This window comes from Massilia sp. Masssp93 (genome assembly GCF_059491295.1).
Map to the genome: position 1 here is coordinate 5480357 of NZ_CP168502.1, position 19902 is coordinate 5500258.

Below are 19902 nucleotides of genomic sequence, written 5' to 3' on the forward strand. Positions count from 1 at the left end.
GGGAAAGGTCCGCGTGGAGGCGGCGCAGGCGCGCAATGCCCGACACCGGGCATTGCCGCCAAGGATGCACCGGGCGGGCCATTTTGGGAAGATTCCGAACGGATTACAGCGCGGGAGTGTTGTTTATCAACCCGTGCACGATGCCCGTCGAGCCATGCGCGGCGCGGCGCAGGCGATCGTTGACGCCCAGCCAGGGGCCGTCCTGCGGCGGCGCCTCGACGAGGATGACGTCGGCGGCAGTACCGTCCATCGCCCGCAGCGCCGCGTACAGGGCGTGCGCGAAACCTTCCGGCGAGGCCGGCAGCCGCACGGCCGCGTGGGTGGCCGGCAGGTCCGAATAATGGATCAGGGCGACCTTGCGCCCCGCCGCCTGCAACCTGGACAATGTGCCGGCCAGCGTCGCCGTGTCCTGCATCGCGACGGGCGTGTGCGGCGCGTAATGCGATTCCAGCGTGCCGGAGGCGCGGGGTGCGGCGGCATCCGGACGGGCCGGCACCTGGTCGATCACGGCCGCGATGGCATCGAGCGAGATATGACCCGGACGCAGCAGCACGGGACCGTGCGTGGCCAGCCGGGACAAATCGACGATCGTCGATTCGATGCCGACCTCGCTCTGCCCGCCATCCAGCACGAAGGCGATGCGGCCGCATTCTCCGATGTCGTCGGCGAACTCGTCGCGCACGTGCTGCGCGGTCGTCGGGCTGACGGCGCCGAATTTATTCGCGGACGGCGCGGCGATGCCGCCCTTCCCGCCCTTGAACGCTTGCAGCAGCCGGATGGCGACGGGATGCGAAGGGCAGCGGATGCCGACCGTGTCCTGGCCGCCCGAGACGGCGTCCGGGATGTGCGGCGCGCGTTTTAAAATCATCGTCAGCGGACCGGGCCAGAAGGCGTCGGCCAGCTGGCGCGCTTCCGACGGGATGTCGGTGGCCCAGTAGTCGAGATCCGCGCCGGGCGCCACGTGCACGATCACGGGGTGATCCTGCGGCCGGCCCTTGGCGGCGTAGATCGCGGCAACGGCGGCCGGGTTCTCCGCGTCGGCGCCGAGGCCGTACACGGTCTCGGTCGGCAACGCGACGAGCCGGCCGGCCTCCAGCGCGCGCGCGGCGGCGTCGATCACATCCGTCACGGCGCGCTTCACAGCCTGATTTCCAGGATGGCGCAGGCCTGCTCGAAACTCGCCCAGGCTTCCGGCAAGGTGGGCGCGACGAACGTCACGTGCCCCATCTTGCGGCCGCGGCGCGGGTCGGTCTTGCCGTACAGGTGCAGGTTGGCGCCGGGCAGCGCCAGCACCCGATCCCACGCCGGTTCGCGCGCGCCGTCGCCGTCGCCCTCGAACCACACGTCGCCGAGGATGTTCAGCATGACGGCCGGCGAATGCTGGCGCACTTCGCCCAGCGGCAGTTTCGCCATCGCCCTGACCTGCTGGGCGAACTGGCTCGTGATGCAGGCGTCCATCGTGTAATGGCCGCTGTTGTGCGGCCGCGGCGCCATCTCGTTGACGACGAGCGAGCCATCCGTCAACACGAAGAATTCGATGCACAGCACGCCGACATAACCGAGCTCGGCCACGATGGCGCGCGCGGCATCCTGCGCCGTGCGCGCGCATGCATCCGACACGTTCGGGCCAGGCACCGTCGTCGTGAACAGGATGCCGTCGCGGTGCACGTTCTCCGCGATCGGGTAGACGACCGACTGGCCGTCCGCCCCGCGCGCCGTCAGCACCGACACCTCGTAGGCGAGCGGCAGCATCTTCTCGAGCAGGCAGGTCACGCGGCCCATCGCTTCGAACGCGGCGCGCACGTCCTCGCGCGTGCGCACGCGCACCTGCCCCTTGCCGTCGTAACCCATGCGCACGGTTTTCAGGATGCCGGGCAGCAGGTCGTCGGCGATCGCGGCGACGTCGGCATCGCTCGCGATCACCTTGTGCGGCGCCGGCATCACGCCGGACTTGCCCGCGCAGGCGACGAAGAACGATTTTTCCGCGATGCGATCCTGGGCGACGGAGACGCCATGCGCATCCGGCGCCACGAACACCTGTTGCGCGAGGCGCGACAGACTGGCGGCCGGGACGTTTTCGAACTCCGTCGTGACGGCCACGCATTGCGCGGCCAGCGCATCCAGGCCGGCGGCATCCTCGTAGCCGGCCTCGACGAGGCGCTCGGCCACCTGACCGGCCGGGCAGTCGGAGGACGGCTCCAGCACGGCCACGCGGTAGCCCATTGCCTGCGCGGCGTGGGCGAACATGCGGCCCAGCTGGCCGCCGCCCATCACGCCCAGCCAGGCCGGTTCGGCCGCGGCGGGGAGAAAAACTGGGGACTTCGTATTACTCATCAGTCGTTCACGGGCAGGGTCATGGCCTTGGCGGCGGCGGTCTGTTGCAACCGGAATTGTTCCAGCTGGCCTGCCAGGGCGTCGTCGGTGGTGGCGATGATGGCGATCGCCGTCAGCGCGGCATTCGCGGCGCCGGCCTCGCCGATGGCGAAGGTCGACACCGGCACGCCTTTCGGCATCTGCACGATCGACAGCAGCGAATCTTCGCCGCGCAGGTATTTCGACGGCACGGGCACGCCCAGCACCGGCACGACGGTCTTCGCGGCCACCATGCCCGGCAGGTGCGCGGCGCCGCCGGCGCCGGCGATGATGGCGCGCAGGCCGCGCGAGCGTGCGCTTTCCGCATACGCGAACATCTCGTCCGGCATGCGGTGCGCCGAGATCACCTGCGCTTCGAACGGCACGCCGAACTGCTTCAGCATGGCGCAGGCGTGCTGCATCACGTCCCAGTCGGAACTGGAACCCATGATCACGCCGACGAGCGGCTTGTTCTGTTCCGCCATCGTCAAACCTTCAGCTTCTCGCCGGTCAGGCGTTCGATGGCTTCGAAGTACTTGGCCTGGGTCTTGTCGATGACGTCCTGCGGCAGCGCCGGTGCCGGCGGGGTCTTGTGCCAGTCGGTCAGGGTTTCCAGGTAGTCACGCACGAACTGCTTGTCGTACGACGGCGGCGACATGTCCGGCGCGTACGAATCGGCCGGCCAGAAGCGCGACGAATCGGCGGTCAGGACTTCGTCCATCAGGTGCAGCACGCCGTTCTCGTCCAGGCCGAATTCGAACTTGGTGTCGGCGATGATGATGCCGCGCGTGGCCGCGTAGTCGGCCGCGGTCTTGTACAGCTGGATGCTGATGTCGCGGATCTTGTTGGCCAGTTCCGAGCCGATGCGCTGCTCCATGTCGGCGAAGCTGATGTTCTCGTCGTGCTCGCCCAGGTCGGCCTTGGCGGCCGGGGTGAACAGCGGCTCGGGCAATTTATCCGCCTGGCGCAGGCCGGCCGGCAACTGGATGCCGCAGACGGCGCCGGTGGCCTGGTAATCCTTCCAGCCCGAACCGATGATGTAGCCGCGCACGACGGCTTCGACGAGGATCGGCTTCAGGCGCTTGGCCACGACGGCGCGGCCTTTCACCTGCTCCACTTCCTCGGGTGCGACCACGGATTCCGGCGCCACGCCGGTCAGGTGGTTCGGCACGATGTGGCCGAGCTTTTCGAACCAGAAATCGCTCATCTGGTTCAGCACCATGCCCTTGCCGGGAATCGGTTCGTTCATGACGACGTCGAAGGCCGACAGACGGTCGGTCGTGACGATCAGGATCTTGTCATCGCCGACGGCGTAGTTGTCACGGACCTTGCCATGGCCCAGCAGTGGCAGGGAGGAAATAGTGGATTGGTAGAGGCTTTTCATAGAGGGGATATCTTGATAAAGCGAAACCGGCAAAGGTGCCGGTCGGATGGGCGGCGGTTGGGAGAACCGGTGCCAAAGCGATATTTTACGTGATTCCTACGTCATCGTCGTCAAAAGCAAACGATGGGCAGATGGGAGCAACCGTAGAAGCGACCGCAAAACGACCGTCGCCCCTGCGAAGGCAGGGGCCCAATTTCGTGGCACAGCCGAGGAAATTGGATCCCCGCCTGCGCGGGGACGACGATTGTTAGAGTACGTGTCCTCGTCGAGAGTACGTGTATTCGATTACTGAACGATCTGCGCCAGTTCGCCAGCTTTATAGCGCTCCGCCATTTTTTCCAGCGGCATCGGCTTGATCTTGGCGGCCATGCCCTCGCAACCGAAGGAGATATAGCGCGCCTTGCAGATCTGCGTGGCCGCTTCGCGGGCCGGCTTCAGGTAATCGCGCGGGTCGAACTTGGACGGGTTCTCGAACAGGTATTTGCGGATCGCGGCCGTCATCGCCAGGCGGATGTCGGTGTCGATATTGATCTTGCGGACGCCGTGCTTGATGCCTTCCTGGATTTCCTCGACCGGCACGCCATAGGTTTCCTTCATGTCGCCGCCGAATTCGCGGATGATGGCCAGCAGGTCCTGCGGCACCGACGACGAACCGTGCATCACGAGGTGCGTGTTCGGGATGCGCGCGTGGATTTCCTTGATGCGGTCGATGGCGAGGATGTCGCCGGTCGGCTTGCGCGTGAATTTATACGCGCCGTGCGACGTGCCGATGGCGATGGCCAGCGCGTCGCACTGGGTGCGCGCGACGAAGTCGGCGGCCTGCGCGACGTCGGTCAGCAGCTCTTCGCGGGTCATGGTGCGGTCGGCGCCGTGGCCGTCTTCCTTGTCGCCCTTCATCGTTTCCAGCGAACCGAGCACGCCCAGTTCCGCTTCGACGGTGACGCCGATCGAGTGCGCGAACTTGACGACTTCCTTCGACACCTCGACGTTGTAGTCGTACGAGGCGACCGACTTGCCGTCCGCTTCCAGCGAGCCGTCCATCATGACGGAGGTGAAGCCCGAGCGGATCGCGGCCATGCAGACGGCCGGCGACTGCCCGTGGTCCTGGTGCATGACGACCGGGATGTGCGGGTAGGCTTCGACGGCGGCGTCGATCAGGTGGCGCAGGAAGGCTTCGCCGGCATATTTGCGGGCGCCGGCCGAAGCCTGCATGATCACCGGGCTGCCGGTCTGGTCGGCCGCGGCCATGATGGCCTGGACCTGCTCCAGGTTGTTGACGTTAAAAGCCGGCAGGCCGTAGCCGTGTTCGGCGGCATGGTCCAGCAGTTGACGCATTGATACGAGTGCCATGGTTTAGCTCCATAGGAATAAAGAAACCTTTCCGGGTCTCACACCTGCTGCGCGCGCGCATGCGCCTGGCCTCGCGCGACAGGCGCGTCAGCCATGCACATCACTTTCGTTCGACAGTCCGGCGCGGCCGCGGGTTGCGGCCGCGCGCTCAGGTATTGAGCTCCCTCTTAATCGAATTCCCCGACACGAACGATTTTCAGTGCGTTCGTACCGCCGACCTGGCCCATCGGCTCACCCCACGTGACGACGATCATGTCGCCCTTCTTGACGATCCCGTTGGCCACCATCAGGTCTTCGGCCTGGCGCAGGACGGCGGCGCTGTCGCCGCGCTGCGTCAGGTGGTACGCATGCACGTTACGATACAGCGATACCTTGCGCTGGGTGGTGACGCTTGGCGTCAGGGCGTAGATCGGGGTGTCGACGTGGTGACGGCTCATCCACAGCGCGGTCGAGCCGGATTCGGTCAGCGCCACGATCGCCTTCACGCGCAGGTGGTGCGCGGTGAACAGGGCGCCGTAGGCGATCGACTGGTCGATCCGGGTGAACTGCACGTTCAGGAAGTCGGCTTCGAGTTTGTTGTATTCGGAACGTTCCGCTTCGACGCAGATGGCGGACATCATCTCGACCGTCTCGACCGGCCACTTGCCGGCGGCGGTCTCGGCCGACGTCATGACGGCGTCGGTGCCGTCCAGCACGGCGTTCGCCACGTCCGACACTTCGGCGCGGGTCGGCACGGCGTTGACGATCATCGATTCCATCATCTGCGTGGCGGTGATCGCCAGCTTGTTGGAATCGCGCGCCATGCGGATCATGCGCTTCTGCAGCGCCGGCACGGCCGCGTTGCCCACTTCGACGGCGAGGTCGCCGCGGGCGACCATGATGCCGTCGGAGGCGTCCAGGATTTCCTGCAGCACGGGAATCGCTTCCGCGCGCTCGATCTTCGCGATCATCATCGGCTTGTGGCCCGACGGCTCGCCGGCGATGTTGGCCAGCTGGCGCGCCATTTCCATGTCGGTCGCCGTTTTCGGGAAGGAAATCGCCAGGTAGTCGGCCTGGAAGGTCATCGCGGTCTTGATGTCTTCCATGTCCTTCGCGGTCAGCGCGGGCGCCGTCAGGCCGCCGCCCAGGCGGTTGATGCCCTTGTTGTTGGACAGTTCGCCGCCGACCTTGACGATGGTGTGGATCTCGCTGCCGGCCACGCGCTCGACGATCAGCACGATCAGGCCGTCGTTCAGCAGCAGCGTGTCGCCCGGACGCACGTCGTTCGGCAGGGCCTTGTAGTCGAGGCCGACGCGTTCCTGGTTGCCCAGTTCGCCGTTCTCGCCCCAGCGGGAGTCGAGGATGAAGCGGTCACCATTGTTCAGCAGGATCTTGCCCTCTTCGAACTTGCCGACGCGGATCTTCGGACCCTGCATATCGGCCATGATCGCCACTTCGCGGCCGCACTCGGCGGCGGCGCGACGCACCAGGTTGGCGCGGTCGATGTGGTCCTGGGCACGGCCGTGCGAAAAGTTCAGGCGCACGATATCCACGCCCGCACGAATCATGCGGACGAGCGTATCGAAGTCGGAGGAAGCGGGGCCGATGGTTGCGACGATCTTGGTGCCACGAGACATTGAACTATCCTTGAAGTGAAAAGCGCAGCCCGTGAGCTGCGCCGGTGACCGGTAGGTTTATTTTGCTGCGCTGCGCTGGAGCAGAATCTCCACGGCCGGGAGCGTCTTACCTTCGAGGAATTCGAGGAAGGCGCCGCCGCCGGTCGAGATATAGCCGATTTGGTCGGCAATATTGTATTTTGCGATGGCGGCCAGGGTGTCGCCGCCGCCGGCGATCGAGAAGCCTTTCGAGGACGCGATGGCCGCGGCCAGGGTCTTCGTGCCTTCCGCGAACTGGTCGAACTCGAACACGCCGACCGGGCCGTTCCACACGATGGTGCCGGCCTTGCCGATCTGTTCGGCGAGCTGGGCCGCGGTCTTCGGGCCGATGTCCAGGATCATGTCGTCATCCGCCACGTCCTTGACGTCCTTGATGGTCGCGGCGGCCGTCGGCGAGAATTCCTTGGCGCACACGACGTCGACGGGAATCGGCACCTGCGCGCCGCGCGCGGCCATCTTCTCGATGATCGTCTTCGCTTCGCCGACGAGATCCAGTTCCACGAGCGACTTGCCGATGTTCAGGCCCACGGCCTTCATGAACGTGTTGGCGATACCGCCGCCGACGATCAGGTTGTCGACCTTGTCGGCCAGGCTCTGCAGGATCGACAGCTTGCTCGACACCTTGGAACCGGCCACGATGGCCAGCAGCGGACGCTGCGGCGCGCCCAGCGCCTTGCCCAGCGCGTCCAGCTCGGCCGCCAGCAGCGGGCCCGCGGCGACCACGGGCGCGAACTTCGCGATGCCGTGCGTGGTCGCTTCGGCGCGGTGCGCGGTGCCGAAGGCGTCGTTGACATAGATGTCGCACAGCTTGGCCATCTTCTGCGCCAGCTCGTCCGAGTTTTTCTTTTCGCCCTTGTTGACGCGGCAGTTTTCCAGCAGCACGACCTGGCCCGGCGCGACGTCGACGCCATCGACCCAGTTCTGCTTCAGCTCGACGGGCTGGCCCAGCAGCTCGGACAGGCGCTTGGCGACGGGCGCCAGGCTGTCTTCCGGCTTGAACTCGCCTTCGGTCGGACGGCCCAGGTGCGACGTGACCATCACGGCCGCACCCGCATCAAGCGCAGCGCGGATCGCGGGAACCGAAGCACGCACGCGCGTGTCTTCCGTAATGTTGCCGGCGTCGTCCTGAGGAACGTTCAGGTCCGCGCGGATGAAGACGCGCTTGCCCTTCAGCGCGTCTTGGTCGATCAGGTCTTGCAAGCGGGTGAAATTGAGAACGGCCATTGTCAACTGTCGAGAAATGTTTAAAAAACGCTATTTTACCTTAGGCCAGCCCTTGGAAAACATGAGAAACGCGCAGGACAGTGAATACCACCATGCCGATAACGATGGTCTGCAACATGTTCCGCCGCCACAGGTAGTAGGCGAGCGCCGCAAGGCCGGCCAGCAGTTTCGGATTCGTGACGGCCAGCTGGATGTCGCCCTGCGGCCCCAGCATGAAATCCGGCGCGACGATCGCCGCCAGCGCGCAGGCCGGCGCATAGCGCAGCAGTTCCTGCACGCGCCGGGGAATCGTCACGCGGTGGCCCACCATCCACAAGCCGCTGCGGGTGCAGGCGGTGGCCACGGCCAGCACGGCGATGACGGCCCAGATGTCCCAGTCAGCCATGGCGCACCTTGCGCCGGCCGCGCGTTTCCTCGACGGCGATGGCGGTGGACATGCCGACGACGACCGCGAGCAGCAGCCCCAGCTTGTACGGCAGGCCATGTGCCAGCACGGACACGATGCCCGCCACCAGCACGCCGCACAGGGCCGCGCTGTTGATGATCAGGGGGACCAGGATGCACAGGATGGCGAGCGTGCCGGCAAACCCCAGCTGCCATTCGGTCGGGACGGCGCTGCCCAGGAAGATGCCGGCGAACGTGCCGGCCTGCCACGCGCCCCAGGTCGGATACAGCAGGCCCTTGAGGAACGACAGCTTGCCCCGTTCGGGCGCCGTACGGGGGTAGCGCTGCAGGAAAAGTGCCGTCGTCAGATCGCCGGAAATATAGCCGAGATAAAAACGCTGGAACAGCGGCAGCTTCGCGAAATGGGGGGCGAGCAATGCGGAAAAGATGACGAAGCGCAGGTTGACGACGAACGCCGTGGCAAAGATGACCCCGACGGGCGCACCCGCGGCGATCAGCGGCAGCGACGCGAGCTGGGCGGAGCCGGAATACACGACGAGGGTCATGGTGCTCGCCTGCAGCACGGTGAGGCCGCTCTTGACCATCGCGACGCCCAGCACCATGCCCCACGCGACGAGGCCGAACAGCGTGGGCAGGCCGACCTGGAAACCTTCGCGCCAGGCGGCGGCATCGTGGCCGTCGACATCGCCGGCGCTGCCGTCGCCGCGTTGGGCGCCTGAATCCAGGTGTGGGCCGTTCATGTCGCGTTCCTGCAACAAAAGCGGCAAACAGGCATGGCGGACGGGCGGCGTTCGGACATGAAACGATGTAGTGAGAATGCGTGTAGATTTCCTTGCCGGAAATTCTACTCGACAGTATTAAGGCCGCTATTCTACCGGACCATTCCGGCAATCAGGTCGAATCCGTTAGAATCGTGGTTTTGGGAATGCCGAGATACCGGACGCGCGACGACGAGCCGCAAGCGCCATGGATAGCTAAGGTAAGTAAATACGGCGCGCATGGCAAGCCTGCACAGGCCGGTTCTTGGGAATTCCCCTTGCCAAACTAGTTGACGGAGAAATCGATGAACGACAAGACCATCCCGGTCGTGGAACTGGAAGCCAAGGACCTGCCGGCATATTGCCCTAACCCGGCCATGCCGCTGTGGTCGTCCCACCCGCGCGTCTTCCTGGATTTCGATCACGACGGCAACGCCAAGTGCCCATACTGCGGCACCCAGTACCGCCTGAAGCCGGGCACCGTGCTGGCTCACCACTGATTTCTGTCATGCCCGGGGGCTTGCCGTGAACCCAGCGAGCACCGCAGCCTCCCAGGCTGCCCCAGGCTACCAGGCCCCCCGGTGGCTGCCCGGCGGCGACCTGCAGACGATTTATCCCGCCCTCTGCATCCGCAAACCGGCCGTCGCCTACCGGCGCGAGCGCTGGAACACGCCATGCGGCCAGGATTTCATCGACGTCGACCTCGTCGACGGTGCCACGGCCGGCGCCCCCTTCGTCCTGCTGTTCCACGGCCTGGAGGGGTCGTCGGACAGCCATTACGCACGTTCCCTGATGGCGCTCGTCGCGGCGCGCGGCTGGCATGGCGCGGTCCCGCACTTCCGCGGCTGCTCGGGCGAGGCGAACCTGGCCCCGCGCTTCTACCACTCCGGCGACGCCGAAGAACTCGACTGGATCATCCGCCGGCTGCGTCCGCACCATGCCGGTCCGTTCTACGTGGCCGGGGTGTCGCTCGGCGGCAATGCCCTGCTGCGCTGGCTGGGTGAACAGCGCCATGGCGCGGGCATCGTCGACGCCGCCGTGTCCATCTCCGCCCCGCTCGACCTGGCGGCCGGCGGCGCCGCGCTGGCGTCCGGCTTCAACCGCCTGTACACGCGCATGTTCCTGCAGACCCTGAAGCCGAAGGCGCTGGCCAAGCTGGAACGCTTTCCCGGCCTGTTCGACCGCGACCGCCTGCTCGCCGCAAACGATTTATACAGTTTCGACAACGTCGTCACCGCCCCGCTGCACGGCTACCGCGACACCGACGATTACTGGCACCGCGCCAGCGCCCGCCACGTCCTGCACGACATCGTCGTCCCGACCCTCGTGCTGAACGCGCGCAACGATCCGTTCCTGCCGGGCCGCCACCTGCCGCAGACGGCCGCGCCCGCGGTGACGCTGGACTATCCGGCGACGGGCGGCCATGTCGGCTTTTCCACGGGCCCCTTTCCGGGACGCCTGGACTGGCTGCCGCAACGCATCCTGGCCTTTTTCGACGACACGGCCGGCCGCCCCGATCCGCACGCCACGCGCGCGCCGGCGGCCCCGCGGCTGTGCCAAGCTTGAACCCATGGACGACATCGTAAAACAGGCAATGGCCAAATGGCCGAACGTGCCCTACTGCTACGGCTGGCTGGCACTGGACGCGCGCGGCGCCTGGCGCATGCGCGACGAAGCGTCCCAGCGCGCCGGCACACCGGGCGACAAGCTCACGAACGCGGCGCTGGTCGGCTTCATCGCCCGCAATTATTTGCCGGATGAGCGCGGCTGCTGGTATTTCCAGAACGGTCCGCAGCGCGTCTACATCAACCTCGAGACGACGCCGTTCATCGCCCGCACCGACCCCGCGCAAGGCCTCGTGCTGCACACGGGCCAGCCGCTGGATGCCCCGGCCGAAGCCTGGCTGACGGACGCCGGCGGCATCGTGCTGCGCGCCGGGCAGACGGTGGCCCAGGTGGACGACCGCGACGCGGCGCAACTGCTGCAGGCATTCGAACTCGATGGCCGTCCCGCAGCGGACGAGGACGTGATGGCGTGGCTGGAAGGCGGCGCGGGCGGCCTGGCCCTGCGCTGGCAGGACCGGCGCATCGCCGTCGGGCGGTTGATGGCGGACGAGATGCCGGAGCGCTTCGGTTTCGTGCGCCGGCCGGATTTGCTGCAGCCGAAGAGTTAGTCATCGTCGTCCCCGCGAAGGCGACGATCCAACCAATCGTCGTCCCCGCGAAGGCGGGGACCCAAGTACTGTGCCGTTACGCACGCAAAATTAGGCCCCCGCCTCCGCGGGGGCGACGGTAGCGGTAGCGGTGGCGGCGCCGGTAACGATGACAGCGGCAGCAGCAACAGCAACGACAGCAACGTCGTTCAGGCTACCGATCGCTGTCCTTCTTCTCTTTCTTCTCGTCCTTCTGGCGCTCGTTCAACTCCCGCTCGCGCGCATCGATCACGGCCTGGTCGTAGAACGACACGTCCTTCGCCTTGCGCGCGAGATTGAGCTGGTCGACGGCCGCCGGCACCGCCCCCGTCAGCACATACGATTCGGCCAGCGCCATATGCTGCAAGGCGATCTTACCCTGGGCCGCATATGTCTTGGCCAACTGATCGTAGAGCTTGGGCTCCTCGCGGTATTGCTGCACCTGGTCGCGCAGGAACTGGCCGGCCTTGTCCAGCTGGCCGTCCGCGATCAGCGCATCGGCGTACTGGCGCGTCAGCATGCGCGACAGCGGGAATTTCTGGTACGCGGCTTCCGCTTCCTGGACGGCCTGGTGGACGACTTGCGGCGGTTGCCCGGGCGCCAGCTTGATCTCGATGCCGAGGCCGGCGAACATGGCGCTGCCGTCCGTACCGCTGCGCTCGCTCGAAAACACGCCGGGACGCGGCTTCGTCGACGCCTTCGCCTTGTCGAGCCAGCTCTGCGCCGTCTTGAGATCGCCCTGCTTCAGCGCGAGGTACGACAGGCCGTACATCGCGGCCGTCTGCTGCTGCGTGTTCGGCTGGGCCAGCTGGCTGTCGAACGTGGATTTCGCTTCGTCGCGGCCTTTCTGGCTTTCGTCCTGCAGCACGCGCACGCGGGCGCGCACGAGGTGGAATTCGATGCTGTCCGGCCGGATGCGGATCGGCTTGGGATTCTCGCGGATACGCGCCTGGATGTCGGCGATGCGCTCGCCCGTCAGCGGGTGGCTGCTGAGCCAGGCCGGCGCCTCGCCATACACGCGCGTCGTGCTCTGCAAGCGCTTGAAGAAATTGACCATGCCCGATGTATCGTAACCGGCCGCGCGCATCGTCTGGAAGCCGACGCGGTCCGCCTCGCGCTCGGCATCGCGGCTGAAATTCAGCTGGCGCTGGATGGCCAGGCCCTGCCCGCCCATCATGACGCCCATCGCCGCATCGGCCCCGCCGCCGGCCTTGCCGACCAGCGCCGCCAGCAGCAGCGCGGCCAATGGCAACAATGCATCCTGCTTCTGCTGGCCGATCATGCGGGCGATGTGACGCTGCTGCACGTGGCCGATCTCGTGCGACAGCACGGACGCCAGCTCCGACTCGCTCTGCGCCGAGAGCAGCAGCTGCGAGTGCACGCCGATGAACCCGCCGGGCAGCGCGAACGCGTTGATCATCGGATCGCGCACGGCGAAAAAGAAGAAATCGGCATTCGTCTCGCCGCGCGCGCCGGGCGCGAACGACACGAGGTTTTCGCCGAAGTTGTTCAGGAACTCGATGATCGCGTCGTCGTCCAGGTAATCGGGATCGCGCCGGATATCGTTCATGATCTCTTCGCCCAGCTTGCGCTCCATCACGGGCGACAAGTCGGCACGCGCCGTGTCGCCGAGCGTGGGCAAGCCGGTCGAATCGGCGCTGCCGTGCAGGACCGGAACAGTGGGGGCGGCGAGCGCGCCGGCGGTCGCCACGGCCAGGCTGACGGCCGCGGCGAGACGGCGCCACGGGCACCTTGGTGAAAGCTGCAACATCGCTGAAATCGGGTTAGGTTTCACGATGCTATGATAACCGCTTCCCGGCCATTGCTACTGCCGGGCCATATTTTGTTACTTTGCTGCCTGAACAACATGACAACATCCACCGACGCCGCCAGCCCCCTGACCCACTTCGACGCCACCGGCCAGGCCCACATGGTCGACGTCGGCGCCAAGGACGCCACCCACCGCATCGCCGTCGCCGCCGGCACCATCCGCATGCAGCCGGCCACGCTGGAACTGGTGACGTCGGGCTCGGCCAAGAAGGGCGACGTGCTGGGCGTGGCGCGCATCGCGGCCATCATGGCGGCCAAGCGCACGAGCGACCTCATTCCCTTGTGCCATCCGCTGGCGATTACCCGGGTCGCGGTCGATTTCGAGATCGATGCCGCGAACAACAGCGTGCATTGCCGGGCGCAGGTCGAGACCTACGGTAAAACCGGGGTCGAAATGGAAGCGCTCACTTCCGTCCAGGTGGGCTTGCTGACCATTTATGACATGTGCAAGGCCGCGGATCGCGGGATGGTCATGACTGATGTGCGCGTGCTGGAAAAGCATGGCGGGAAGTCGGGGGCCTGGACGGCCCGGATATGAACCCCCAACCGACCTCGACAAAGACACGATCAGTCAGTCGTTTTCTTGAATAGCTTGTCCTTGTTGTGTTCGATACATTCGTGGATCGGCTCCGCAGTTAATATCGTCATAAAACCGAGCTCGACAGGCTCATTGTTTTTGCCGAGACTCTCGGTCACCAGACCCAATGCCATCGTTCCGACGCCGACCGGCAGGCTCTCGTTAAAACGCACGATTGCGGGGCCGCCGCTGAAACCTCCGCGGGCCATCGAGGACACGATGTAATGGTCGAACGCGTGGTCATAACGTTTTACGCACGCATTGACCTCCCCTAACGTAGCGACAAGGATAGGTTCGCTCGAGAATGGCACTGGCGGGAATCCCATGATCAGGCACTGATCGAGCAGGAAATCGTAATTCCCGTAAGGCAGTTCTTTGCAGTGAAATCCCAGTTCGATCTCGGTGGGCGGATACCAAACCAGCGTAAAGCAAGCAATGTCAATGTTCGGATCAGGATGAAAAAACGGTCCCGTCAACGGCAATTGCCTGCGAGGTAAATCGTCGCCCACTTCATCCAGCCGGTCACCCAACTTTTGTTCCGGGGGCACCTCGACAACATGGTTTACGCCGAGGATCTTTTGGCCGTCAACGACATGACGCGCAGTGACGTAGATCCCCTCCCCTACGTGAAAAGCCGAACCAATGCCTCGCGTACCATCAGGACTTTCCACGTCTACAAAAGCAACCGCCGGCCCGCACTCCCTGAATACCTTCCGATCCCATCTGTCGTAATTCGACATATCGCTCCTTACCGTCTTTTAATTCAGGATAATACCTGCAACCGCGTCCCAATCCACCAATAATTCCCCTGCTCATCCCGCACACCGGCCGACCGGTCCCCATACGGCAAATCGCGCGGCTCGGCGAGACTGACCGCGCCCCGGTCCAGCGCCCGTGCATAGACCTTGTCGACCTCCTCGACATACACATGCACCGATGACACCGGCAATTCCGCCCACGGCCGGAACCCCACCATCAGCACCGAGTCGCCGATCCGGACCTCCGCGTGCCGGATCGTGCCCCCGGCGTCGACCTGGCGCCGCAACTCGACCGCGCCGAACGCGTGCGACAGAAAATCGAGGACGGCGCGCACATCCTTGACGAGCAAATAGGGTGACTCCGCGTTATAGCCATCGGGTTTGTAGCGATCGTCCATAGCGTCTCTCCATGATTAGAACTGGACAATTCTGTCACAGCTGTACCGTCCTGCAATACGACTGTTCATCTTTGACACATCCGCGCTTCGCTATACACACGGCGGACAAGTGGCATGGATATTGCGAACTCCTCCTTGACTGCGCGCCGCGCGCAATCGACACGACATTCACTCATCAAGGAGACAACCATGGCCTGGACCAAACCGGAATTCATCGACTGGCGTTTTGGTTTTGAAATCACGCTGTACATCGCGAACCGCTGACGCAGGACCCGCGGCGGCACGCGCCGTCGCGGGCTTTAACGGATCCATCCATGAACATCGTCGTATTGGGCTCGGCAGCCGGAGGCGGCTTCCCGCAATGGAATTGCAACTGCCGCAATTGCGCCGGGCTGCGTAACGGCACGGTCCGCGCCACGGCGCGCACGCAATCGTCGATTGCGGTATCAAGCAACGACACCGACTGGGTGCTGATCAATGCGTCACCGGACATCCTCGCGCAGATCCGCGCCACGCCCGCGCTGCAGCCGGCGCGCGCGCGACGCGATTCCGGCATCGCCGCCGTCATGCTGATGGATGCGCAGATCGACCACGTCGCCGGCCTGCTGATGCTGCGCGAAGGAAAAGAGCTGCCGCTGTACTGCACGGCGCCCGTCTGGCGCGAGCTCAATGGCGCGCTGCCGCTCGTGCCCGTCCTGTCGCACTACTGCGGCGTGCGCTGGCACGCATTGTCGATGGAAGGCGGCGTGCGGGTGCCGGGCATCGACGGCATCCGCTTCACGCCGCTGGCGCTGGCAAGCAAGGCGCCGCCGTATTCGGATCATCGGGAGCATCCGGAAGCGGGCGACAACATCGGCCTGCTGATCGAGGACGTCGGCACGGGCAAGTCGGCATTCTATGCGCCCGGGCTCGGCGCCATCGATCCGCGGGTGGAGGCGGCGATGCGCAAGGCGGACTGCGTGCTCGTCGACGGCACGTTCTGGCGTGCCGACGAAATGATCGCGCCGGGCTTGTCCGGCAAGACGGCGGCCGACATGGGGCACCTGCCGCAATCGGGCGAGGGCGGCATGATCGCGGTGCTCGACGGGATCGGCGCGCGGCGCAAGGTACTCATCCACATCAACAACACGAATCCGATCCTGGACGAAGACGCCGAACAACGCGCCGTGCTCGCGCGCCACGGCATCGAAGTCGCGTTCGACGGCATGGAGATCGCACTATGAACACTGCCCCATGGAGCCGCGTCGAATTCGAAGCGCAATTGCGCGCGCGCGGTGCCGGTTACCACATCCACCATCCGTTCAACGTCAGGATGAACGACGGGCTGCTGCGCGCGGACCAGATCCGCGGCTGGGTCGCCAATCGGTTTTATTACCAGGTCAATATTCCGCAAAAGGATGGCGCCATCATCGCCAATTGTCCCGACCGCGCCACGCGGCGCCGGTGGGTGCGCCGCATCCTCGACCATGACGGCTTCGGCGACGACGACGGCGGCATCGAAGCCTGGGTGCGGCTCGGCGAGGCCGTCGGGCTCACGCGCGAGGCGCTGTGGTCGCAACGGCACGTGGTGCCCGGCGTGCGCTTCGCCGTCGACGCCTACGTCAACTTCGCGCGCCTGGCGCCGTGGCAGGAGGCCGTCTGCTCGTCGCTGACGGAAATGTTCGCGCCCAGGATCCACAAGGACCGGCTGGCCAACTGGCCGGCGCATTACGCGTGGATCGATCCCGACGGCTTGCAGTATTTCCGCAGCCGCGTTTCGCTGGCCGAACGCGACGTCGAACACGGCCTGGAAGTGACGCTCGGCCATTTCACTACGCGCTCCCAGCAAGAGCGCGCGCTGGAAATCCTGCAGTTCAAGCTCGACATCCTGTGGGCCATGCTCGACGCCATCGAAAAAGCATATCCATGACGAGGACTCCCATGCACACCGTTCCCGACCAACCCGCCCTGTCGCGCCTGTTCCGCATGCAGTGGGAAGAGGCGCAGGGCCAGTACGTGCTCCTGTATCCGGAAGGTATGGTGAAGCTGAGCCGGAGCGCGGCCGAAATCCTGAAACGCTGCGATGGCCGGCGCACGGTGCCGGCCATCGTCGGCGAGCTGGAGCAGGCGTTCCGGTGCGGCGGCCTGCACGGCGACGTCATCGAATTCCTGCGCGTCGCCGGCGCGCGCGGCTGGATCATTTGAGGAGGCTGCCATGAACGATCGCCCACCGATCGCCCCGCCGCTGTGGCTGCTGGCCGAGCTGACGTATCGCTGCCCGCTGCACTGCCCGTTCTGCTACAACCCGGTCGGCTACGCCAACGACCGCACCGAACTGTCGACCGAGCAGTGGATCGACGTGATGCGCCAGGCACGCCGGCTCGGCGCGGCCCAGCTCGGATTTTCCGGCGGTGAGCCATTGCTGCGCGACGACCTGGAAGAACTGGTCGGCGAAGGCCGCCGGCTCGGGTTTTATACGAACCTCATCACGTCCGGCATCGGCCTGACCGAAGCGCGCCTGGCCAGCATGAAGGCACTGGGGCTGGACCACATCCAGCTGTCGTTCCAGGATTCCACGCGCGAGATGAACGATTTCCTGTCGAGCACGAAGACGTTCGACCGCAAGGCGCGCGTCGCCAGGCTGATCAAGCAATACGACTGTCCGATGGTGCTGAACGTCGTCCTGCACCGTTTTAATCTCGACCACGTGGAGAAGATCATCGACATGGCGCTCGACATGGGTGTCGAGTACCTGGAGCTGGCCAACACGCAGTATTACGGCTGGGCGCTCGTCAACCGGGCCCAGCTGATGCCGACGCGCGCGCAGGTCGATCACGCGGAAGCCGTGGTCAATGCGTGCCGGGCGCGGATCGGCAACCGGATGCGCATCCTGTTCGTCGTGCCCGATTATTTCGAGGCGCGGCCGAAGGCGTGCATGAACGGCTGGGGCTCGGTGTTCCTCGGCATCGCGCCGGACGGCACGGCGCTGCCCTGCCACGCGGCCCGCTCGTTGCCGGGCATCGCCTTCCCCAACGTGCGCGACGCCAGCGTGAAGGACATCTGGCATGCCAGCGACGCCTTCAACCGCTACCGCGGCGATGCCTGGATGAAGGACCCGTGCCGCACCTGCGACGACAAAGCCAGGGACTTCGGCGGCTGCCGCTGCCAGGCCTACGCGCTCACGGGCGACGCCGCGAACGCGGACCCCGTGTGCGCGAAGTCGGCGCGGCACGGCGACTTGCAGACGATCGTCGTGCACGCGCAGCGCGCGCAGGCGGAGGACCCGTGGCAACCCGCGCAGGCGATCGTGTTCCGGTCGGACGCCAGTTCGCGCAAGGCGGAGGCCGTAGGCGCCGTCACCCGTGACCGTAAGGCGTGAACTCGAACCCGTTGCCGATCACGCCGATGAGGCCGTCCCTGTTCTCGGCGCTGTCGCTGATGGCGGCCAGGACGTCGGCGGTGCCGGCCGCTTTGCTGTCGAGCACGCCGGTCCAGAAATCCAGGCCGCCCGCGTCCGCCGTGCGGTGCAGGATGTTTTCATAGTACCGGGTGACCAGTTCGCGGTTCGACGCCACGCCGTCGTACGCTTTGTGGTATTCCGCTGAATCGAGGAACCCCTGGGCCACGTTGGCCAGGGTCTGGCCGTGGTCCATCGCGTTGATCCAGAAGCCCAGCCCGCCTGAGTCCGGGACACGGTTGAGCGCGGCCTGGTAGATGCGGTAGACCTGGCCGCCGTTGCCGTCGATGTCCAGCGCGACGGTGGCGTCGCTGAACGCGATGCGTTCGACGCCCGTCAGTTGCGAGATCGTGCCCGCCTTGTCCGTGACCGTGTACGTGGTTCCCGTCGTTCCGATCCGCTGGACGGTTGCCTCGGCATGCGTCATCGACAGGTGGACCGTGTCGGTCCCGGCGCCGCCGTCGACGGCATGCGCATCGCCGAGCAGCGTGATCTGGTCGTTGCCGTCGCCGGCCATGACGCCCAATTGTCCGCCGCCACCCTTGAGCGTGATGCGGTCGTTGCCGGCGCCGGACTGCACCATGACGGCATCGTACAGGTGGGCGGGCAGGTCGACGCTGATGTCGTCGTCGCCGCCGAACAAGCCAGGATCGCTCAACAACGCTTCATCCAGCCCCTGGTGCGCGTTCACGTTGGCGGACAGGCCCACGAATTCCATCTCGCTGCCGTCGCGGTACAGCTCCTGGTATGCGGTCACGATGCCGTCGACCACATCCGCGCTGGCGGTATCGATGTGGAAGTTGCCGTCGATGTTGCTCATGAGGAGGAACTCGTCGGCGCTCACCCGCACGTTCGAAAACGTGCCGCTCACGTCGCCGGCCGGGGTCAACGTCATGTTTCCATCGAGCGCAATCGCGACGTTGCCGAATACGGGGTCATAGCCGGGACTGCCGGGGAGCAGCTTGGTCGCGACGCTCAGGCCCGCCAACCGATGGCCTTGCGCGGAAGCCGTTGCGGAGAGGGTATCGCCCGTGAGCGTGTAATCGAAATTGAACGTGCCGGTGCCGGACATGAGAATCGCACCGTACTGGTCGAACGTGTAGCCGGTGGCGCTGGCGTGGCCGCTGGTGGCGAGCGGATCGTCGCGCACGACGTTCGAGTAGATTTCCACCGCGCCGCTCGAGTAGTGGACGTACAGCGCCGAACCGTTCAGCGCCCAACTGACGGGCTGACCGGGATCGGGCAGATTGCCGGGCGAGGCATTCTTCAGCAGCCCGCCCAGCGAGGTATTGAATGCGGCGTTCTGTTGTTCCAGCGTGTGTTGCTGGTCGACGACGGCTTGGGACAATTTGATCGTGGCGTTGGCCATTGGCTCATCCTTGTTGGCGGTGGGCGGCCTTCGATTGTAATGAAATTAACTGCCCAAAAAGTCACGAAAAATATCTTCCTATCAATCTGAAGGCGGCCGCCACGACGGGCGCGGACGATTGGGAAGCGTTCTGATCGCACCAGAAACACAGCGTTCGCATGCGACACCGCCCCCTTTCATCCGGGGGCTTTTTTTCAGACCGCTCTTTCCACGTG

At 65.5% G+C, this 19902-nt stretch carries 22 protein-coding genes; 9 read left to right on the plus strand and 13 right to left on the minus strand.

The window, feature by feature from the left end:
- Positions 1-103 precede the first annotated feature (103 nt).
- The 9 genes from ACEN9Q_RS22765 to ACEN9Q_RS22805 all read right to left on the minus strand — a co-directional run bounded on the left by ACEN9Q_RS22765 (position 104) and on the right by ACEN9Q_RS22805 (position 9110).
- Positions 104-1129, minus strand: a complete 1026-nt coding sequence (locus tag ACEN9Q_RS22765) for an L-threonylcarbamoyladenylate synthase (RefSeq protein ID WP_495626129.1) — start codon at positions 1127-1129, stop codon at positions 104-106.
- 8 nt (positions 1130-1137) lie between these two features.
- A complete protein-coding gene (locus tag ACEN9Q_RS22770; protein ID WP_495626130.1) occupies positions 1138-2334 on the minus strand; it encodes a 5-(carboxyamino)imidazole ribonucleotide synthase in 1197 nt (398 codons plus the stop codon).
- Positions 2334-2837: a 5-(carboxyamino)imidazole ribonucleotide mutase gene (purE, locus tag ACEN9Q_RS22775; protein ID WP_056447085.1), complete on the minus strand. Its 504-nt coding sequence runs from the start codon at positions 2835-2837 to the stop codon at positions 2334-2336. The genes ACEN9Q_RS22770 and purE overlap by 1 nt, the downstream gene beginning before the upstream one ends.
- 2 nt (positions 2838-2839) lie before the next feature.
- A complete protein-coding gene (locus ACEN9Q_RS22780; RefSeq protein ID WP_056447088.1) occupies positions 2840-3736 on the minus strand; it encodes a phosphoribosylaminoimidazolesuccinocarboxamide synthase in 897 nt (298 codons plus the stop codon).
- A gap of 285 nt (positions 3737-4021) precedes the next feature.
- Positions 4022-5086, minus strand: a complete 1065-nt coding sequence (fba, locus tag ACEN9Q_RS22785; protein WP_495626131.1) for a class II fructose-bisphosphate aldolase — start codon at positions 5084-5086, stop codon at positions 4022-4024.
- Positions 5087-5253: 167 nt separating this feature from the next.
- Positions 5254-6702, minus strand: coding sequence for a pyruvate kinase (gene pyk / locus ACEN9Q_RS22790; protein ID WP_056447095.1), 1449 nt, complete (start codon positions 6700-6702; stop codon positions 5254-5256).
- 57 nt (positions 6703-6759) lie between these two features.
- A complete protein-coding gene (locus ACEN9Q_RS22795; RefSeq protein WP_495626132.1) occupies positions 6760-7965 on the minus strand; it encodes a phosphoglycerate kinase in 1206 nt (401 codons plus the stop codon).
- A 40-nt stretch (positions 7966-8005) separates the two neighbouring features.
- The gene (locus tag ACEN9Q_RS22800; RefSeq protein WP_056447101.1) at positions 8006-8350 is read right to left on the minus strand and encodes an AzlD domain-containing protein; all 345 of its coding nucleotides are present in this window, start codon (positions 8348-8350) and stop codon (positions 8006-8008) included.
- Positions 8343-9110 carry an AzlC family ABC transporter permease gene (locus ACEN9Q_RS22805; RefSeq protein ID WP_056447105.1) on the minus strand — a complete coding sequence of 256 codons (768 nt, stop codon included), beginning with the start codon at positions 9108-9110 and terminating at the stop codon, positions 8343-8345. Before ACEN9Q_RS22805 ends, ACEN9Q_RS22800 begins: the two co-directional genes overlap by 8 nt.
- Positions 9111-9433: 323 nt before the next feature.
- Between ACEN9Q_RS22805 and ACEN9Q_RS22810 the strand changes: the two genes are divergently transcribed.
- The 3 genes from ACEN9Q_RS22810 to ACEN9Q_RS22820 are packed head-to-tail and all read left to right on the plus strand — an operon-like array spanning position 9434 to position 11301.
- Positions 9434-9628, plus strand: coding sequence for a zinc-finger domain-containing protein (locus ACEN9Q_RS22810; RefSeq protein WP_036236204.1), 195 nt, complete (start codon positions 9434-9436; stop codon positions 9626-9628).
- A gap of 25 nt (positions 9629-9653) precedes the next feature.
- The gene (locus ACEN9Q_RS22815; protein ID WP_495626133.1) at positions 9654-10694 is read left to right on the plus strand and encodes a YheT family hydrolase; all 1041 of its coding nucleotides are present in this window, start codon (positions 9654-9656) and stop codon (positions 10692-10694) included.
- A gap of 4 nt (positions 10695-10698) precedes the next feature.
- Positions 10699-11301 (plus strand): DUF2946 family protein, encoded by a 603-nt coding sequence (locus ACEN9Q_RS22820; RefSeq protein ID WP_495626134.1) that lies wholly within the window; start codon positions 10699-10701, stop codon positions 11299-11301.
- A 193-nt stretch (positions 11302-11494) separates the two neighbouring features.
- Here ACEN9Q_RS22820 and ACEN9Q_RS22825 read toward each other — a convergent pair whose 3' ends face one another.
- The gene (locus tag ACEN9Q_RS22825; RefSeq protein WP_495626135.1) at positions 11495-13090 is read right to left on the minus strand and encodes a beta-barrel assembly-enhancing protease; all 1596 of its coding nucleotides are present in this window, start codon (positions 13088-13090) and stop codon (positions 11495-11497) included.
- A gap of 96 nt (positions 13091-13186) precedes the next feature.
- Between ACEN9Q_RS22825 and moaC the strand changes: the two genes are divergently transcribed.
- Positions 13187-13687, plus strand: coding sequence for a cyclic pyranopterin monophosphate synthase MoaC (gene moaC, locus ACEN9Q_RS22830; RefSeq protein ID WP_495626136.1), 501 nt, complete (start codon positions 13187-13189; stop codon positions 13685-13687).
- 29 nt (positions 13688-13716) lie between these two features.
- Here moaC and ACEN9Q_RS22835 read toward each other — a convergent pair whose 3' ends face one another.
- Together ACEN9Q_RS22835 and ACEN9Q_RS22840 are read right to left on the minus strand one after the other, a co-directional pair.
- The gene (locus tag ACEN9Q_RS22835) at positions 13717-14466 is read right to left on the minus strand and encodes a S1 family peptidase (RefSeq protein WP_495626137.1); all 750 of its coding nucleotides are present in this window, start codon (positions 14464-14466) and stop codon (positions 13717-13719) included.
- Positions 14467-14489: 23 nt separating this feature from the next.
- On the minus strand, positions 14490-14882 hold the full coding sequence (locus tag ACEN9Q_RS22840; protein ID WP_495626138.1) for a VOC family protein: 393 nt from the start codon (positions 14880-14882) through the stop codon (positions 14490-14492).
- 114 nt (positions 14883-14996) lie between these two features.
- On the opposite strand from ACEN9Q_RS22840, the gene pqqA reads away from it, so the two are divergent.
- The 5 genes from pqqA to pqqE are packed head-to-tail and all read left to right on the plus strand — an operon-like array spanning position 14997 to position 18240.
- Entirely contained in the window at positions 14997-15146 is a 150-nt protein-coding gene (gene pqqA, locus ACEN9Q_RS22845; protein ID WP_495626139.1) for a pyrroloquinoline quinone precursor peptide PqqA, read from the plus strand.
- A gap of 50 nt (positions 15147-15196) precedes the next feature.
- Positions 15197-16105: a pyrroloquinoline quinone biosynthesis protein PqqB gene (pqqB, locus tag ACEN9Q_RS22850; RefSeq protein ID WP_495626140.1), complete on the plus strand. Its 909-nt coding sequence runs from the start codon at positions 15197-15199 to the stop codon at positions 16103-16105.
- Complete coding sequence (gene pqqC / locus ACEN9Q_RS22855; protein WP_495626141.1) at positions 16102-16791, plus strand: pyrroloquinoline-quinone synthase PqqC; 690 nt, start codon at positions 16102-16104, stop codon at positions 16789-16791. The genes pqqB and pqqC overlap by 4 nt, the downstream gene beginning before the upstream one ends.
- Positions 16792-16802: 11 nt before the next feature.
- Complete coding sequence (pqqD, locus tag ACEN9Q_RS22860) at positions 16803-17066, plus strand: pyrroloquinoline quinone biosynthesis peptide chaperone PqqD (protein WP_495626142.1); 264 nt, start codon at positions 16803-16805, stop codon at positions 17064-17066.
- 10 nt (positions 17067-17076) lie between these two features.
- Positions 17077-18240, plus strand: a complete 1164-nt coding sequence (gene pqqE / locus ACEN9Q_RS22865; RefSeq protein ID WP_495626143.1) for a pyrroloquinoline quinone biosynthesis protein PqqE — start codon at positions 17077-17079, stop codon at positions 18238-18240.
- On the opposite strand, the gene ACEN9Q_RS22870 is transcribed toward pqqE, so the two are convergent.
- On the minus strand, positions 18218-19687 hold the full coding sequence (locus ACEN9Q_RS22870) for a DUF4214 domain-containing protein (protein WP_495626144.1): 1470 nt from the start codon (positions 19685-19687) through the stop codon (positions 18218-18220). The two genes, pqqE and ACEN9Q_RS22870, sit on opposite strands and share 23 nt — an antisense overlap.
- Between the last annotated feature and the right edge of the window lie 215 nt (positions 19688-19902).

Excerpts from the sequence above, each read along its gene's own strand:
- ACEN9Q_RS22810 (WP_036236204.1), top strand. The coding sequence starts at position 9,434 with ATGAACGACAAGACCATCCCGGTCGTGGAACTGGAAGCCAAGGACCTG.
- pqqA (WP_495626139.1), top strand. The coding sequence starts at position 14,997 with ATGGATATTGCGAACTCCTCCTTGACTGCGCGCCGCGCGCAATCGACA.
- purE (WP_056447085.1), bottom strand. The coding sequence starts at position 2,837 with ATGGCGGAACAGAACAAGCCGCTCGTCGGCGTGATCATGGGTTCCAGT.
- ACEN9Q_RS22825 (WP_495626135.1), bottom strand. The coding sequence starts at position 13,090 with ATGTTGCAGCTTTCACCAAGGTGCCCGTGGCGCCGTCTCGCCGCGGCC.
- ACEN9Q_RS22805 (WP_056447105.1), bottom strand. The coding sequence starts at position 9,110 with ATGAACGGCCCACACCTGGATTCAGGCGCCCAACGCGGCGACGGCAGC.
- ACEN9Q_RS22840 (WP_495626138.1), bottom strand. The coding sequence starts at position 14,882 with ATGGACGATCGCTACAAACCCGATGGCTATAACGCGGAGTCACCCTAT.
- pqqD (WP_495626142.1), top strand. The coding sequence starts at position 16,803 with ATGCACACCGTTCCCGACCAACCCGCCCTGTCGCGCCTGTTCCGCATG.
- pqqC (WP_495626141.1), top strand. The coding sequence starts at position 16,102 with ATGAACACTGCCCCATGGAGCCGCGTCGAATTCGAAGCGCAATTGCGC.
- ACEN9Q_RS22770 (WP_495626130.1), bottom strand. The coding sequence starts at position 2,334 with ATGAGTAATACGAAGTCCCCAGTTTTTCTCCCCGCCGCGGCCGAACCG.
- pqqB (WP_495626140.1), top strand. The coding sequence starts at position 15,197 with ATGAACATCGTCGTATTGGGCTCGGCAGCCGGAGGCGGCTTCCCGCAA.
- ACEN9Q_RS22870 (WP_495626144.1), bottom strand. The coding sequence starts at position 19,687 with ATGGCCAACGCCACGATCAAATTGTCCCAAGCCGTCGTCGACCAGCAA.
- pyk (WP_056447095.1), bottom strand. The coding sequence starts at position 6,702 with ATGTCTCGTGGCACCAAGATCGTCGCAACCATCGGCCCCGCTTCCTCC.
- fba (WP_495626131.1), bottom strand. The coding sequence starts at position 5,086 with ATGGCACTCGTATCAATGCGTCAACTGCTGGACCATGCCGCCGAACAC.
- ACEN9Q_RS22780 (WP_056447088.1), bottom strand. The coding sequence starts at position 3,736 with ATGAAAAGCCTCTACCAATCCACTATTTCCTCCCTGCCACTGCTGGGC.
- moaC (WP_495626136.1), top strand. The coding sequence starts at position 13,187 with ATGACAACATCCACCGACGCCGCCAGCCCCCTGACCCACTTCGACGCC.
- ACEN9Q_RS22795 (WP_495626132.1), bottom strand. The coding sequence starts at position 7,965 with ATGGCCGTTCTCAATTTCACCCGCTTGCAAGACCTGATCGACCAAGAC.
- ACEN9Q_RS22820 (WP_495626134.1), top strand. The coding sequence starts at position 10,699 with ATGGACGACATCGTAAAACAGGCAATGGCCAAATGGCCGAACGTGCCC.
- ACEN9Q_RS22800 (WP_056447101.1), bottom strand. The coding sequence starts at position 8,350 with ATGGCTGACTGGGACATCTGGGCCGTCATCGCCGTGCTGGCCGTGGCC.
- pqqE (WP_495626143.1), top strand. The coding sequence starts at position 17,077 with ATGAACGATCGCCCACCGATCGCCCCGCCGCTGTGGCTGCTGGCCGAG.
- ACEN9Q_RS22835 (WP_495626137.1), bottom strand. The coding sequence starts at position 14,466 with ATGTCGAATTACGACAGATGGGATCGGAAGGTATTCAGGGAGTGCGGG.